We start from the raw sequence: 15,498 nt of genomic DNA on the forward strand, positions 1-15,498 counted from the left end.
TTTTCTTCTACCGCATTTGTTTCTAAATTCACTTCAACCAATACTGGTGTATGCGCGTATCGAGATCCGTAAGCTTGTTAATCGTGCGCGTACGATGCATTTTTGCTGCGGCAAACACACCGCCACTAGATTCGTTAAATCGGGCGATGACACTGTCCTCTATCGCGTGTGATTGCCCTGCATTGTCTCTATTCATTTTCGTTCCTTGTCTAACAGAAGGTTCAATTGGCAAACCGTTCAACATATCGACGCTCGCTGGGGACCGAGCCCCTTGAGTGGTGGCTCAGTCCCACAGAGAGTCGATTTCATCCAATAACTGGCAAACGAGTTAATTTGCCTTTATTGTCACGACGACGCACAGATATGGGCATTACTCATATCGGATCGCATCAACAGGCTCCATACTTAAGGCACGTTTCGTTGGGATGTAAGTCGCGCACAGCACCACCCCCAATACCAAGGCGATGACAATAAATGCAATCACAATCACGTCGATAAGATAGACTGGGAATACCTGCATCATGCCAAAGGCCATCAAACTGCCGACAATGGCACCGGGAATACCACCAATTAAGAATTGCTTTAAACCGTGCTTAAAGAACTCAATGTAGATGTCTTTGTCTGTTGCACCGAACGCCCGCTTCACCCCCACTTCTTGGGTCTTTTGTAAGATGGCATTTGATAAAACACCGTAGATACCGCTGCCTGCCAGTACCGCAGCAGCCAGACCAAACACTAAGAACACGTTGGTGATAAATTCCAGAGGTCTGGTGTGACGCTCTATTTTTTCGTCATAGGTTTCTACTTTGAATACCGGTAGATCCGGAGAGATGGATGACACCGCCTCTCGAAGTGCCTTTGTGCTGTCCTCGATTGATAGACTCGTTTTCAGTGCCACAACCAAGCTGCTTTGTGGCGCTTGAGAGATAGGGCGGAATACATTCGGTAACTTGCCATGGGCGCTCAGCGAAGAGCCCTGAATGGTATGGCCAACAACACCGACAATCGTTAACCACTGGAAGTCGTTGTTATTTTCCGAAACAAAACGCAGTCTTTTGCCCACCGCAGATCCCTCAGAGAAAAATCGCTCGGCAAAGCTGGCTGACACCACGACAGTGGCTTTTGATAGACCTTTATCTGAATGATTGAAATAGCGGCCAGCAACCAGTGCGACGCCCAGATCTTGGAACGTATCTACCGTTGTTGCGATGTAGTTCACCTCAGCGTAACTGTCTTCACTACTATATTCAAAGCCATCAATGGCAATGTCTAAACGTTGCGCGTATTGACCTGGCAGCGCACTGGCAATCACCGCGCTATGAATGCCATTATGATGGGTCAGGCGACTGTGTAACGTTTCAACAAACTCAGCTTGTCTCGGTGCGTCTTGATAACTCGCTTCAGACAACAAGATCTCTGCGGTAATGGCATTCGAGGTATCGACACCATAGTCCGCGTCGAGAGCTCTTTGGTTGACAAAAGCCATCACACTGGCCGCAATGAGTACAGTGAGTGTGACAAAAATCTCACTCATTACTAAGATGCGATTCAAGCGCCCGTCGTTGCGCCCTTGCGCGCCTCGGGTACCGTCTCTGAGTGCCGCATTGAAATCCATTTTAAAGCTTTTCCACACTGGGAAAATACTCACCACCACCACGGTGAGGAAGAAGAACGCCGCAGCCAACGTCAAAGCATATTGGTCTAGACGGAAGTCCCACCAAAATGGCGGACGGTCAATGCTGTAGCTGTACGTGATTTTTTCAGTCAGATCGAGGCCAAACTTCAGGGCAATAACCCCCAAAATGGCACCAAGTACACAAATAATGATGGTTTCTAATAGAATTTGGCTGATAAGTCGTGATCTAGGTGCACCTAGCGCAATTCTGATCGCGGTTTCTTTGCCGCGCTCAATCGTTCTGGCAAGTAATAAGTTACCTACGTTCACCGCCGCCAATATCAAAATCAAAAAAGCGATAACTTGTAGCGAGTAACCAATGGCAATCCCATCTCCCGCGGCTGATCGCGGTATGAACTCAACATACGCCCCGACGCCTGAATTGGTTTTTGGATAACGATCCTCTAATCGCTTCATCACTAGGCCAATTTCTTTATTGACGTCGTCAATGTTGAAACCCGCCTTGATATGCGCAAGTCCAAATACATTTTGCGCATCGGCGCGTAAGATTTTTTCGGCATTTTCACGGATCGGCACCCAAAGCTCGGCATTGACTGGGAAGTAATAGTTCTCTGGCATGATCCCGATTACTTTGTGCTGCTCACCATTAATCCTAAGCAGTTGGCCAATTGCATTCACATCGCCCGAATAGTAGTTTTTCCAAAAGCTATGCCCGATCACCACCACATTTTCTGAGCCGACCTGATTTTCAGCCGCAGAGAAGGTTCTCCCATGGAGCGGCTCGGTGCGTGTTAACTGGAAGATGTTTGGCTCACTTTTGACTGCATTAAAGCGTCTTGCACCATCCGCCCCAGTGACATTCAAGTTCACATTACGGAAAATACTAAACTCTTGTAAGCTTTTTACATTCTTTTTGATTTCGTCAATGTCATGCAGTAGCGACGTACCGCTGTTGCGCGCACCATCTTTCAGGGCATAGACCTGCACAAGGCTATCACCATCTTTAAATGGTAAGTCTTTGAACACCTGGATGTGCAACATGGCAAATAAATAGACACTCAAGCCAAGGCCTGTGGCCATGACCAAGATTGTGAGCAGGGTCAAACGATACCGTTTTACCATACTCCTGTAGGTATACCTGATATCATTAGCTCGGATCATGAGTACGCCTCACTTTTCTCCGCTTGTCCATGCGCATGCTGCGTCTCTTCGCGGCTGGAGGTGGGCTTTTTGGCACGGCCATCTGACAAGACCTTACCATCGCTGATCTCGATACTTCTCTGTGCTCTAGATGCCGAACGCGGGTCGTGCGTCACGATACAGATTGTTGAACCATCTGCATGTAATTCATCCAACAGCGCCATCACGGCTTCGGCATTGGTCGAGTCTAAGTTACCGGTCGGTTCATCGGCGAGTAACAGAGATGGCTTACCAGCAATGGCTCTGGCAATCGCAACACGCTGTTGCTGACCACCTGATAATTGTGAAGGAAAGTACTTTTTCCTGTGGTCCATGTTGACTTTTTTCAGCGCTTCATCAACCAATTTGCGCGCTTCTTCTTTGCTGATACCATCGCGGTAAGTCAGTGGTAATTCAACATTGTCTTCAACACTTAAATCACTGATCAAATTGAAAGATTGGAAGATAAAGCCAACTTCTTTATTGCGGATCCTAGCTCGCTCAGCCTTGTCTATATCGGAGACATCATAACCCGCCAGCTTGTACTCACCCCCACTCGGTGTATCTAACAATCCGATCAAAGACAGGAGTGTCGATTTACCGCAGCCAGAAGGGCCCGATATAGATACATACTCATTTTCATTTATCGTAAAGCTTATATCTGATAAAGCATGTGTCTCAACTTCGTCTCCCTGAAACACCTTACTTAAATTTTTAAGCCCGATTAACACCTTACTCATAGTATTCCCTCAAAATAAATTTTCACCTTACTTAAAGGTGATTATTCTTAAATACGCTCTTTCAGCGCTATTTCGCTTATTGCACACAATTAAAAACCTTGCACGCAGTTATATATAGCCATTTATTTTTTGAATAAGTGAGATAAAACTTTATTCAACTTGTTATTTAAAAATTAAAACCAGTCAAAACCAACAATTTAAAATATACATAAAAACCCCAAAAAACTAACCTGTAAAATATAATAACAAACACAAAAAATCAGTTTTTAGACAGCAAGAGATGAGCCTGCCAAATAAAGCCAAGCTTTCGCCAGGCCTATTCGGCAAGTTTATATTTTAAATTGACTTATATATGATGCTTTATGCGTTAATAATATCTAATTAACTCTAAAGCTATCGAAAGATTCAAAACGTGTTGGATCAGATATTATTATTGAATCACCTTCTTTAAGCCCTTCTAATATTTGAATACTGCTGATGGAGCCGTACCCAGTTTTAATATCTAGGCGAGAAGCATGACTTTTATCTTGACTTAATTTATAGATGGAAGATCTTGTATTACTTTGAATGAACAGTGGTCTTTCAACATACAAAGTGTCGTCTATCTCAGCGACCTTTATTTCACCATCCACACTTAACTCAGGTCTGGCATCATCTGGCAGCGCTTCGGTAAATACAACATCTACCTGTACGTTACCATTGACCACGGCGGGATCGATCCGTTGCACCTTGCCGCGGATCACGCTATTGCGCGTATCAATCGAGACTTCCTGTCCAATCGAAATATTCCTGATTTGGAGTTCCGGTACCTGTAGCTCGGCAATCAGTGAATCATGCTGCGCAAGTTTGGCAATATTGGTCCCCATTGAAATACGTTGACCAGCCTCTAGTGGCACTTCTTGAATGATGCCGTTCATGGTCGCTCTGACAACCAAGTTTGCCACCTGTTGCTCCAAGCGCTCTAAGTTCTTTTGGTCTTTTTTCAACCTCGCAGCTCTGGCCTTTTTCTGCGCTGTAAAGTTTCTCCTCATGTTCGCCAGTTCTTTTTGGCTCGATTCCCACAATTGCTTCGTTCTCGCAACGTCAGAACGTGCGCGCTCAAAGTCCAACTGCGAGACCGCTTTATAAGAGATTAAATCTTCATTGGCAGCAAATTCAGCAACACTGTGCTCGTGATCCAACTTGGTCGTAGACACCCTTACTTCCTGTTGCAAAAGTCTCGTTTCATAATCAACGTTATCTGCATGGTATTCAGCGCGCAGTGCTTCAAGCTCCCACTTTTGCTCTTCCATCGACTGTTGCAATTGGTGGTTACTCAACTTGACAATTACATCCCCTTTTTGAACTTTACTCCCTGCTTTTAGCACCACCTCTTCTACTACCGCATCCACTTCTGCAGACAGCCATTTAATATTGTCGGGCACTAATTCTCCCGCCCCTCTGACTAGAACGACATAACGGCCTTTTTTAACTTCTCCTACGGTTAAAGATTCTCGCGCAATGGCAAAATCGCCATTACTGAACGCCATTAGATAATTTATGGTGAATAATAACAAAACCACTACTAGTGAAATAATAGTAATTTTCTTATACTTGGTATTTTTGGGAGTTTTAATTGCTATATCCATTAATCAACACTACCATTTTAATAGCACACACAATGTGAATATTAAGCATTAAAATAAACTTCATTCAATGCCACCCTTTTAATAACACTGACAGAAAATCAATTTATTAAAATTTACAGAGTAGCCACAAAACAAACCACCCTATTAATATTGAGAAAGCCAATTAAACTCTTAACAGTACAAAATCAAATAAAAATTCAATTAAGATTAAAACACAAGCAGCCTTTTCAAATTTTAAATAGAACTTATATATTGCAAAAATAACACTACATTGAGTTCCATATAACACTGCATTAATAATACAAGAATTATATCTAGCTAACATCCTGTAAAATAACACTGGTTATGTACCTATAAACAACCAGAGTTAGCGTGCTCTAATACAGTTTCCCCTCTAAAATATTACTATAGGCAGGCAAAGCTAACAGCCTGTCAGATCATACGGGGCCGGTACCCATTTTGGCCCTTTTTCGATTTAGCCAACACCAAGGAAAAACCATAAACTGCGCTTAAAGCGCTATTTTTAAAGGCATTTTATGTGACGACCCAAAACCTAGCACCAGATGAGTCGCGCTCAAAAACAGTGACGTTACATACCCTTCAGCAACTTATTGGCACATTGGGCAATATTCATGTGGCGGTTGCGATGCCCTGATCTCTATGGCTTGCCAAGCGCGCGTCATCGCAGTATTTTTATTGCAAAATACCGTACAATTACCTCACTGTGATTAACACAGAAAGCCAAACGACCTGTTGCTTTACAGCGCGAACAAACGCTCGACGGACACCTCGCCCCAATCACATCAAAAATTGGGCGACAAAGGCGTGCGGTAGGAAAGTAGCCCGCTCTGAATTCATTCAATAACAAGGGGCAAATGGTTGATCCTTTTCAGTCTTATTTGTTCAACTCGGTAAAGCACCTAAATAGCCATAAATCCTCTATAGGGAGGTTAGTCCTGGCTTTATAGCCCAGCTCTTCTCATTCAGCAAAAGCGCCTGCCTGCTGCTGTTGCGACAAAATCTTAGGACATCAGGTTAGCGTAATGTGGACTCAAGACGGGCGCTATCAAGCAGGGATGTGTCTTGCGCACTTTGGGGCTGCTTATTTTACTTTTGCCACGCTGCTTTGAGATGCGCTCACGCCCCTTCCCTCCCAAGATGGCCCCATGCCGGTTTAGCGGCTTTCAAGTAATTGGATAATACGGAGTTGGTCACTCCGATCGCAACGATGGGGCCTTCCTCAAGGTAGGACACAGCGTAACCCCCATGGCACGCAACAAAACGGTAAACACAGCCAGCAAGTACATCGCCTTGCCTTTCGTTTCCCATCCCAAACAATTTGCGACTCTGCATCACTTAAGCAACGAGTAAACCGATGCAATCTATCTTATTAGGTTTGGATTGCCAGACGCCCTTCTCTATTTTCTTGCCCTCATGAATAAAAACAGATGCTCGTATTATCCGCCATGAAGCGGTCTAAATTTGGTCTGATTGTTGACTTCACATTCCACATCAGTCTATATTTAGTCATGTAGTCTATATTTAGACTGATTTGTGACATGGCCAGCGAAGAAAATCGCGCTTAACTCAGAGTGGATGAAAGAACTATGAAAATCGCAACAATTAGCCAAATGAAAGCCAATGCGGCCAATTTGCCAGATGAGCTGGGACTTGCCCCTTTGTTTGTGACACAAAATGGCAAAGAGTCACTTGTGGTTCAAACACATGAAGCGTACCAACATCAGCAAGAAAAAATGGCATTCATGACGCTGCTATTAAATTCGAGAAAGGACATCGAAGAAGGTAAAACCACACCTATCGATGACTTTTTGAGTTCAATTTAAGATAAATTTATAATGACGACTGTACGTATTGAAATTACGCAACACGCGCAATTACAAATTAAAGATGCCATTCACTGGCGTTCACGTCGAGAGACACAAAGCGAAGCAAGGGACAGTATAAAATCGCTCATCATTGCTTGGCAAAGTCAGCTGGAAACATTGCCCGAAAGTGGTAAAGCTTGTCAGTACTTTGACGCCCCTGAATTCAGAGAGATAGTGAAGGGTAACTACCGATTCATATATGAAATACGAAACACGGGCAAGCAGTTCAATATTTACTTACTGATATTTTGTCATGTTAGGATGGATTATCAGGATTTGATTAAGCAGTTTGGCCACGTTTAATTCAATTAAGCCAGCGTTCTGCTGGCTTTTCGCCACCGCAGTTATTCTCCAACGCGCACCTGGCTAGCCCCGATTTTCATCCAAGCCAGAACCCTCCCCAATGAGCTAACTCATCAGGGGAATAGCCGCAGCGACAGCACAGCGATGGCAACGCACATGGATGGTAAAACTGTTTGGGCTAAAAAATTTAAGCGCGCACTGTTCTAGTATAATCCCCACGCAAAATGGGGAATTGTAAGTTCGGGTCTGAATTTATACCGTTAAATAACTTCTGTCACTCCGTTCGCAAAAGACCAACCTTGCTCAGCATCGTAGTTTAGGGCCCACACCATTACACCACCATATTGACTGTTTGCTAAAACATCACCACTTTTAATATCCTCGGTGATTTCTTTGGGGTCGGATAACCCAGAGCCAGCCCTTTTATTTGCAGGCTCTCCAACGACAATTTTTGTGTCTTTTGGCACAAAATCAGCATCAACTAGGCTGTCGAAGCTTGCTGTGATGAAGCCTTCATCAGTGTCTTTTAGCCCGCCAAATACGGCCCCGCCGTACTGATTGTATTCTTGAACTAATAATGCAGTGAAATTCGCATCCCGAACAAAAGCATCACTAAACAGGGCAGGTCGAAATGTCGCGGGGCTGCCATAACCCCCACCAATTTGAGGTGCAGCTGTAATAAACAAGCTTGAGTGTTTTCTAATTTCACTCATATACTCAAGAATATACTGTCCATCCACTGACACTGATTCAAGATCAAGGTCAATGCCATCAAACCCATACTCATTACAAAGTTTTATTGTATTTTGTGCAGCCTCAATAGGATCATTTGGATTTGGACAAAAAGTATTATTTTGCCCCCCGAAAGATAACAGAACGATGCCATCGGCAGTGTGAATATCACTAATTTGAGCTCGCAAATCAAGTTCTGACACCCCACTTGGTTTTACTACCGAGTTGTTGAAATGAATATAACCAAATGCATAAACAAATACAGAATAGTGGTGTTTTAAACTTTCTTTGATCATGTCAGTTGTTACATTGGCGGGTTGCGTAGAGCCATATGCAGTGACATATCCAACCAGTGCTTTATCAGGCCATTTCTTAGTCATTAGCGTTCTCCTTGATGAGTACTCATCAATTTGTTCTTAACAAAGTGATGAAATTTAACACTCTATAAAAAGTCACCATGCAAGACAGACAGGGAGTTAAATACACATCGCCTTCCTGGTGCGCTTGCACCTCTTTACACACGAAGGGTAGAACATTGACGAAAAGCTTCAATTACACGCCCATTACAGCGAGCAGCCATGTATCGCGAAGCTATAGCGTACTATCGAATAAAGCGGGGAAACTAAATAGCGCCGTTTTTTATTGAAAACATCAAAGATCGCCAGATGAGTCATGTGCGGGTTATCATGAGGAGCGGCCTCATGATTCATTCGGTGATGCAACCGTCTGTGATTAAGTTGGGGCTGATTGACTCCTGAAAGATCGGCATAACAGCGGGGCGAGTTAAAACTTTAAAAGATAAGCAAAGACAGGCGATATACCGTACATGTCGTAATGCGTGTTGCCCCTCAGAGCAAAGAGCGAATGCACGCTCTATGATGGTGCTGGCTAGGTCCAGTGAATCAAAATGAGATGACCTACAAGGCCGAGTTATCTGGCAATAAAGCGCTGTTACTCTCTGAACACCATGGATATTGAACAACCTTACAGCAGGAAAAAAGACAGGGGTGTAGCACCGTTTAGTATCCGAGATGGTGTCGAACGCTCGACAAGCAGTCTCTTTTCGGTGCGGCTTCTCTCGCTTTGTAAAGAGAGCGTGATGCGCTTAGCCGTTGACAACGTCGGTGGCGATAATCTCAGAAAAACGCAAAAGGGTTGTCGAGCGTTCGACAACCCTTTTGTGACCAATGTTGTAGCAAAGCCAGCAAGCTTCACTTCATTAATTTGGCCAACTCATCCTCGTCTACAGAGGTCAATTCTATGGCTTTTGCTTGTTTATTTAAGCCAATAATTTCCTCTGTAAACCGAGCACTTGGAAAGATAGTGTACTTATAGTCGACGATCTTGTCGCCATCTTTGCGGTTTTCAACGTCATAGTGCTCAATAATATCCGCTTCAATAAAGTCCCGCATCGTTTGTGTCATGTCTCTGCGGATCGCAACAAGACGGTTATGCTCGATAGATTTACTGGCAATGGCACCAAAGCGAACCATCAAATCGACTAACATAAAATGATAGCTTTTACCCGGAGCCGCATAACGAAACATGGTATATAAACGCACCGCTAACCAACGAGACAAAGAGCGGCTGAACACCTGTGTTCTTTCAAAGAGATAGCTGCGATACTCTACATTCTCTATTTTGGTCGCCATGACAGTATTCAGTACCGCCACACACTTAATGCTTGAACGCCCTCGCTCACCACTAAAGTGCACGGCATCTAAGTAGTTAGTGGTGGTGTCAAAATGCTCGACCTTTGATGAATCGGGGTCTATCACATTCAACCGCATCCTCAGCGTGGCCCTTTTTAATATTTGCAACGACTCTTTTAGATCCGGAAGGTTCAGCGTTTGATTGACAGACTTCATTTCATTCTGTAGCTCTTTCAATGTAAACGCGACAGCATACCTTTCTCCCATCTTGCCATTAATGGCTATGATGTTGCCTTTTGATGCCAACCTGATGAGCGCACGCTCCACCTTTTCTTCTCGATCGGAAGGGTAGGCGATATAGTCAACTTCCTTTTTACTGATGATTGCCGGCGTAATTTCTAACGTCCCGGCATATTCTTTACCATCGAGTTTGTCAGCGACTTCTCTTTTAGCAACCGCTTTACCTGCCTCGGCAAGGGGGATAGGGCGTCGTTTATCTCTCACAAACCGAGACCATAGGTCGTAGGTTTTGAAAGTGTTGGACACCACCATACCTGACTTTTCACCCATAACCCCAGAACCCACAAAGCGTGATAACTGAGAGACTTCACCGGCATTTTGAATTTTTTTTACTTCTTGCCGGAAACTTTCTGGCAAATTTCCGACTTTAAACGAGTTACCACCCATAATAAACACCTTACATTGAACTCGATAGGATGGTGCTATTCAGCGCGTAGTCTGAATCTAGCAACTTCATTAATTCGTCCTTAACACTTTCCCATTGCCATTTAATACAGCGATTAAATGGCCTTGTTCATTGTTTTAACCTGATATTCGCGTTGTTTGTGCTCGTTTATAACAACTCCAATTGACCGCGACGAGCACCATCCCCCATATTAGTTTATTTCCTTGTGCAAAAGTTCAGCGACTTTTTCAATGGTGTTATCACTCACCATTGAGTCAAACTTGAGTGTAAGATTTCCTTTTGTATCAAGGCTTGTGCTCACGCCCTTGACTTTAAAACGTGCTTGCCAGTGATTTTCTGGCTTTGGCGTCTTAGGCTTGAGTTCGTTAAGTATAAAATTCTCTATATTTTTTGATAACTTAGCGTAATTCTTCTGCACGTCATTGTGCATATAACTCAACATTTCGTCAGCAAAGTGACGCTTCACCGACTCTATCACATCCTGATATTGCTGCTCAGACACGGCTAAGCTCGACAGCGCTTTCACAAAACGGAATGTAATATACTGATAGGCAGGGAATATATTTAATATCGATTTAGGTAATTTAGCGACACGTTGCGCCATATTCGCAGTATCTTTAGATACGCCAAAGACCTCTCCAAGCTGTCTCGCGGTCATCGTAGAAAACTCGCGTTCAGCTCGGATAGTTAAACCTAAATCAACAAAAGAAGGGGCTACATACACATCAGAGAACTGTGCTAAATATTGTTCATCCACTTCCTCGAGATGCGCTGCACGATAACCGATCAATACCGCATCAGGTAACTGCTTAACAGCAAATACTCGACGTAGTCCCACGACCACTTTGAACGTGTCCTGAGTACCTATTACATAGACGTGATACGTATTTCTTTTCGCTTCTTGTATCGAAGGTAAAATATCTTGTACAGCGGGCAATTTGAGATCTTCGTATCGCCGTGGATTAAACTTCGATTGTCGAACATGCTCGGGAATATCAGCTGATTTAATCTCGAATGGATAAAAACGCACTTTATTGCCGGAAGGAAAGACTTTCTCAATCGTACCATCTGCATACCGTGATTCAGGTAATGCATTTTCCATTCTTGCTTTTTTCTTTAACGCCATTACTTCATTTTCCCTAAATCTCTTTCGATTTGATAAAATAATGCAGAGGCGAGTTTTTTTACCGAATCTGCCGCATTCTTTAAGCTTATTTTAGAGCCATCATAATCTTTACCTTGGATGGTAAGTACCGTCTCATAGGACTGACCTACTTTATTAAATGCCTCAGAATTGGGCAAGTTTTCAGGTAACATATCATCTAGGGTTTTAACATAGTGCCGCTGTGATGTTCTATGTTCTTCACGAGATGGAATAAACTTGGATAAAAAGCCATAAAATCCAAGTACCCGAATTTCCGAGCCATTGTCTTCAACTTGTTTGATAAGCGAGGGTAAGCGCTCGACAAATTTTAATGTTGAATGTAAATCCACATGGGCTGGCGGGGCGGGTAAAATTAAAAAATGGCTTGCAACCACTGAGTTCAACAACAGGGGATCTAAGTGTGGGCCGGTATCTAAAAAAATAAAATCAAAATCGTGTTTAATTTTATCAATCAAATTCACTTTGAGCAGATCATACTCCGGCGTATTGTGACCTTCATGTTTTAACTCCTCATGCAAACTTGACCATGAGCTGGCAACAAAACCATCTTCAATTGAGGCCGGCATAAGTTTCACACCTGGCACATTGGTGTTTACAAAACCATTTTCTAAAATCTCTTCTCGGCTAAGTTGCGGATTCACACAGATCTGCGCGGCAGTATAATCAAAGTTATTCACCGTGTAGTGGTGATTGAGAAACATGGTTGCAGAGCCTTGAGGGTCCATGTCGATTACGGCGATTCGCAAGTCTTCGATGGCAAGGGCGGGTGTTAATCTGAATCCTTGTGCAATGGAAACCGTTGAAACTGTTTTGGTGACTCCCCCTTTTAGGGAATTAACAAAAATAACGGTGGCTTCATCATGTTTATCACGCCACTTCTTTTCACCTTTTTTCTCATAGATTTTGATGATGTCTTCGATTGAGAGATCGTAAACTTTAATGGAACCGTGGAATTTAGTATTGAATTGTGTGCCTTCAGATTCAAGTTCAGCAATATACTTATCAACACTGGTTCTCGAGAGTTTCTGAAACTGCTTGCATACTGCAGCTTTGGTAAAGGACGGCAACCCTTTAAAATCGATCTCAGCTTTAAGCATGTCGACATCTTCACTTAGTTCACGCAGTGATGTCCTAGCTCGAAGAGCCATTGCATCAAAATCCACACCCATAATGTTTTCCTTTGATTTTTTATCAATCCTATTTCAAAAAAGCATGTTTTTCAATGAAGATTACAAAAAAACATGTTTTTAATGTAATCATGTGCCTTTCAAGAAATTCCGTGTACTACACCCATTTCTTTGACTATTACATCATGTAATTACAATTCTAACAAATGAAATAATTATATTAAAATAGGTAACAAGGATATTATTAGATTAGATCTATAGGTATTAAGGATAAGCATCCGTTTACTTAATTTAAGCTTTTGATATTTAATAATATTAATGAAAAGTTCAGATCGTGATTACACCATATTCAGATCGCAAACTCACTATTTGTGAGATCCATAATGCACTATTTAAAATTGCAAAAAACAAACTTACTCACAGCTTTTAAACAAAGTTACCCCCGGTTTTTGTGGTTAGATCAAGAATACACCATTTTAATGCTGGGTTTTATACACAATTTACGGTTGTTTTCGGTGATCTTTATAGTGTGGATCTGATCTACACTATTTATAGATCAGGATCTCACCAATTGTTTGTCTACTTATGCACATGCTCGTTTATTGTCAGATCACTATTACACCATTTGTGACGTTATTTACCCAAAGACGGGAAATTATTTTGATTTACCCGTTTAAATAATCTTAATTCATTTTGTAAAGGTGCTTTTGGAATAGAAACTCAAAAAAAAAAGGTTTATTTTTCACCTTTTTGTTGCTCAAGTCAGAATTACACCATTTCTTTTTCGCTCAAATCGCCCGCGAGAACAGAATTACATTATTTAAAGTGAAAATGCACTAATTCACTGTAATATCAACTGTAATTTTTGACAGTTGCAGCGGCGCAAAATTTAGCAGGTGAGGCCTTAACCTTCTCCAGATCAGGTTTACACCATTTAATTATGTGATTTGTTCTTCAATCGTCCCTTTTTTGCCAGTTGTACCGCGCGTAATATACGGCTCAGATCAGAATTACACTATTTAATGTCACTCGCAGTTTGTCATTGGATTTGCTTAAATGACGCTTTAAAATTTAAAAGTATATAAAAATCAAACATCTAATGTCTTATGGTGTGTTATGTGGTGGCGTTTGTGTCGATATGGACGAATTCTCATGTGGGTTGTTGGGTTATCACCTGCGAACTGAGAAAATGGTAACGACCATGAATGACGGCGTTGATATCGACACTCACCGCGACAAAAAGGATGCAAGATAGTTTGATTCGATGAAGTGCAGTGCTAAGGGGCCGATCTAACTGCCTGTATACATGTGGGCTGTGAAGTCACGGCGCTTCTTGCTGTCGAATGTACTGTCTATAAGGTGGGAGGCTTGCTGGCTTGCTGAGGGGGACACCCGCTTGGGTTTTTGTTGGCACAGTGTTGCTGTGTAATTAACTCCGCGATTCGAAGTCACTGACTGCGAATCGCGGAGGGGGGTTATCAAGGTATGGCGAATGGATCTCTGCCAAATCACGCTCGACGTGCAGCGCCCCCCTTTCTCGGCTTGTGGCGGTATAAATGGCGGATACTTGTTGCTGTGCTCACTGTTTCTTATGTGCTTGCCTGCTACTTTCTAAAGGCCCGTTCAGGGGGAATAGACCGGCACGGCTGCGCGTTGAAATCACTTCTTTTGACCGAGCGTTTATGAAGTCTATGGATCTATGACATCTGCTATTGCCAAGGACTTTGGACTCATCCGCGCTTTTTTAAGCGCCTGTTGTGATAATCCACTGCGATAGTGTGTACGTGCTTATACTTGGGTATCCTTCATTGTGTTTTGCGCTGTACAACGATATGTCAACCAAACAGGCTATGGCGCGAATTTGGCACTTGGCGTCAAAATTGTGGGTCAGCCCATTCAGTTTTTGCACCACGTCTGCATTGACGTGTTTAAACGGCGACTGATGATGCCGTTTACTTTCATTCTCTGTCTCCTTTGACTATCCGCTCACATAGATTGGGGTGCACATATCACCAACCCACCCGATTAGCGTTAAACCCTATTCAGCACATAAGTCCCATGGGCCCGTATCCGATGGGGAGCTGGCAGCAGATATTTGCGCTCTGATCTGCGGCCTATTGTAGGGCATTGGAGTGGGGCTGCATAGTGCTCCTGTCATATATAACAGTTTTATAAGTATGTCTTATTTTAATATATTTAGCATTTTAAAGTACTGCTTTTTGGGTTTCATTGGTAATGAAATGTTGTTTATGTTTCGCTTGTTTTTAATGAGTTTAAATTAATTAAAATGGAAAATAAAAATGAAAATAGTTGAAATTTTGGCTAGGTATTTTTTGGTTTTTTGGTATTTTATATGTAGCTATGACGGCTGGGCGTATTTAATTTTTGATATGCATCCTTTTGGTGCGCCGGGTGGTGTGTTTCTCCCCGCGCTGATGGAAACTACTTACTTTTGGATTTTACTTAAGGTAGTCCAAACTTTTATCGTGATCAGTTTAGCTTTGAACTATAAGCCAGCACTGGGCTTCTTACTGAGTTTACCAATCACGGTTGTTTTGTGTATGTTATACTTCTTTGAACTTCCTCATTTTACACCAATGGCAATCTTACTGATCATCTCAAGTGGCTTGCTACTAAGGCAATATGCAAAAAATTACCGACCTCTATTAGAAAAGTGATCTTGCCAAATTAGCACATCAATACCGGGTCCAACTCGGTTATTGGTGCGCTAAATATTTCCGCCT

The 15,498-nt window shown here is 42.6% G+C and carries 11 protein-coding genes; 3 read left to right on the forward strand and 8 right to left on the reverse strand.

The window, feature by feature from the left end; translation table 11 throughout:
• Positions 1-28 precede the first annotated feature (28 nt).
• The 4 genes from A7985_RS26620 to A7985_RS22755 all read right to left on the reverse strand — a co-directional run bounded on the left by A7985_RS26620 (position 29) and on the right by A7985_RS22755 (position 5,084).
• Positions 29-196 carry a hypothetical protein gene (locus A7985_RS26620; RefSeq protein WP_176716790.1) on the reverse strand — a complete coding sequence of 56 codons (168 nt, stop codon included), beginning with the start codon at positions 194-196 and terminating at the stop codon, positions 29-31.
• A 174-nt stretch (positions 197-370) separates the two neighbouring features.
• Positions 371-2,797, reverse strand: coding sequence for an ABC transporter permease (locus A7985_RS22745; RefSeq protein ID WP_065792715.1), 2,427 nt, complete (start codon positions 2,795-2,797; stop codon positions 371-373).
• Positions 2,794-3,555 carry an ABC transporter ATP-binding protein gene (locus tag A7985_RS22750; protein ID WP_065792716.1) on the reverse strand — a complete coding sequence of 254 codons (762 nt, stop codon included), beginning with the start codon at positions 3,553-3,555 and terminating at the stop codon, positions 2,794-2,796. Before A7985_RS22750 ends, A7985_RS22745 begins: the two co-directional genes overlap by 4 nt.
• Positions 3,556-3,932: 377 nt before the next feature.
• On the reverse strand, positions 3,933-5,084 hold the full coding sequence (locus tag A7985_RS22755) for an efflux RND transporter periplasmic adaptor subunit (protein WP_176716791.1): 1,152 nt from the start codon (positions 5,082-5,084) through the stop codon (positions 3,933-3,935).
• A gap of 1,706 nt (positions 5,085-6,790) precedes the next feature.
• Between A7985_RS22755 and A7985_RS22765 the strand changes: the two genes are divergently transcribed.
• Both A7985_RS22765 and A7985_RS22770 read left to right on the forward strand, forming a co-directional pair.
• Positions 6,791-7,027, forward strand: coding sequence for a type II toxin-antitoxin system Phd/YefM family antitoxin (locus A7985_RS22765; protein WP_065792719.1), 237 nt, complete (start codon positions 6,791-6,793; stop codon positions 7,025-7,027).
• Between the two features lie 12 nt (positions 7,028-7,039).
• The gene (locus tag A7985_RS22770; RefSeq protein WP_065792720.1) at positions 7,040-7,372 is read left to right on the forward strand and encodes a type II toxin-antitoxin system RelE/ParE family toxin; all 333 of its coding nucleotides are present in this window, start codon (positions 7,040-7,042) and stop codon (positions 7,370-7,372) included.
• A 260-nt stretch (positions 7,373-7,632) separates the two neighbouring features.
• Here A7985_RS22770 and A7985_RS22775 read toward each other — a convergent pair whose 3' ends face one another.
• The 4 genes from A7985_RS22775 to A7985_RS22790 all read right to left on the reverse strand — a co-directional run bounded on the left by A7985_RS22775 (position 7,633) and on the right by A7985_RS22790 (position 12,796).
• Positions 7,633-8,484 (reverse strand): glycosyl hydrolase family 18 protein, encoded by an 852-nt coding sequence (locus A7985_RS22775; RefSeq protein ID WP_065792721.1) that lies wholly within the window; start codon positions 8,482-8,484, stop codon positions 7,633-7,635.
• Positions 8,485-9,315: 831 nt separating this feature from the next.
• Positions 9,316-10,443 carry a hypothetical protein gene (locus A7985_RS22780; RefSeq protein ID WP_065792722.1) on the reverse strand — a complete coding sequence of 376 codons (1,128 nt, stop codon included), beginning with the start codon at positions 10,441-10,443 and terminating at the stop codon, positions 9,316-9,318.
• A gap of 209 nt (positions 10,444-10,652) precedes the next feature.
• Positions 10,653-11,588 (reverse strand): T-complex 10 C-terminal domain-containing protein, encoded by a 936-nt coding sequence (locus A7985_RS22785; RefSeq protein WP_065792723.1) that lies wholly within the window; start codon positions 11,586-11,588, stop codon positions 10,653-10,655.
• Positions 11,588-12,796: an AAA family ATPase gene (locus A7985_RS22790; RefSeq protein ID WP_081310689.1), complete on the reverse strand. Its 1,209-nt coding sequence runs from the start codon at positions 12,794-12,796 to the stop codon at positions 11,588-11,590. The genes A7985_RS22785 and A7985_RS22790 overlap by 1 nt, the downstream gene beginning before the upstream one ends.
• A gap of 2,258 nt (positions 12,797-15,054) precedes the next feature.
• Here A7985_RS22790 and A7985_RS22795 point away from each other — a divergent pair.
• On the forward strand, positions 15,055-15,432 hold the full coding sequence (locus A7985_RS22795; protein ID WP_065792724.1) for a hypothetical protein: 378 nt from the start codon (positions 15,055-15,057) through the stop codon (positions 15,430-15,432).
• Positions 15,433-15,498: the final 66 nt, after the last annotated feature.

Origin of the sequence: Pseudoalteromonas luteoviolacea (genome assembly GCF_001696455.1) — a bacterium.
Lineage (GTDB): Bacteria > Pseudomonadota > Gammaproteobacteria > Enterobacterales > Alteromonadaceae > Pseudoalteromonas > Pseudoalteromonas luteoviolacea_C.

What these genes read in the sequence shown, in the direction of transcription:
- A7985_RS26620 (WP_176716790.1), bottom strand. Translation starts at nt 196, where the DNA reads ATGAATAGAGACAATGCAGGGCAATCACACGCGATAGAGGACAGTGTC.
- A7985_RS22745 (WP_065792715.1), bottom strand. Translation starts at nt 2,797, where the DNA reads ATGATCCGAGCTAATGATATCAGGTATACCTACAGGAGTATGGTAAAA.
- A7985_RS22750 (WP_065792716.1), bottom strand. Translation starts at nt 3,555, where the DNA reads ATGAGTAAGGTGTTAATCGGGCTTAAAAATTTAAGTAAGGTGTTTCAG.
- A7985_RS22755 (WP_176716791.1), bottom strand. Translation starts at nt 5,084, where the DNA reads ATGGCGTTCAGTAATGGCGATTTTGCCATTGCGCGAGAATCTTTAACC.
- A7985_RS22765 (WP_065792719.1), top strand. Translation starts at nt 6,791, where the DNA reads ATGAAAATCGCAACAATTAGCCAAATGAAAGCCAATGCGGCCAATTTG.
- A7985_RS22770 (WP_065792720.1), top strand. Translation starts at nt 7,040, where the DNA reads ATGACGACTGTACGTATTGAAATTACGCAACACGCGCAATTACAAATT.
- A7985_RS22775 (WP_065792721.1), bottom strand. Translation starts at nt 8,484, where the DNA reads ATGACTAAGAAATGGCCTGATAAAGCACTGGTTGGATATGTCACTGCA.
- A7985_RS22780 (WP_065792722.1), bottom strand. Translation starts at nt 10,443, where the DNA reads ATGGGTGGTAACTCGTTTAAAGTCGGAAATTTGCCAGAAAGTTTCCGG.
- A7985_RS22785 (WP_065792723.1), bottom strand. Translation starts at nt 11,588, where the DNA reads ATGGCGTTAAAGAAAAAAGCAAGAATGGAAAATGCATTACCTGAATCA.
- A7985_RS22790 (WP_081310689.1), bottom strand. Translation starts at nt 12,796, where the DNA reads ATGGGTGTGGATTTTGATGCAATGGCTCTTCGAGCTAGGACATCACTG.
- A7985_RS22795 (WP_065792724.1), top strand. Translation starts at nt 15,055, where the DNA reads ATGAAAATAGTTGAAATTTTGGCTAGGTATTTTTTGGTTTTTTGGTAT.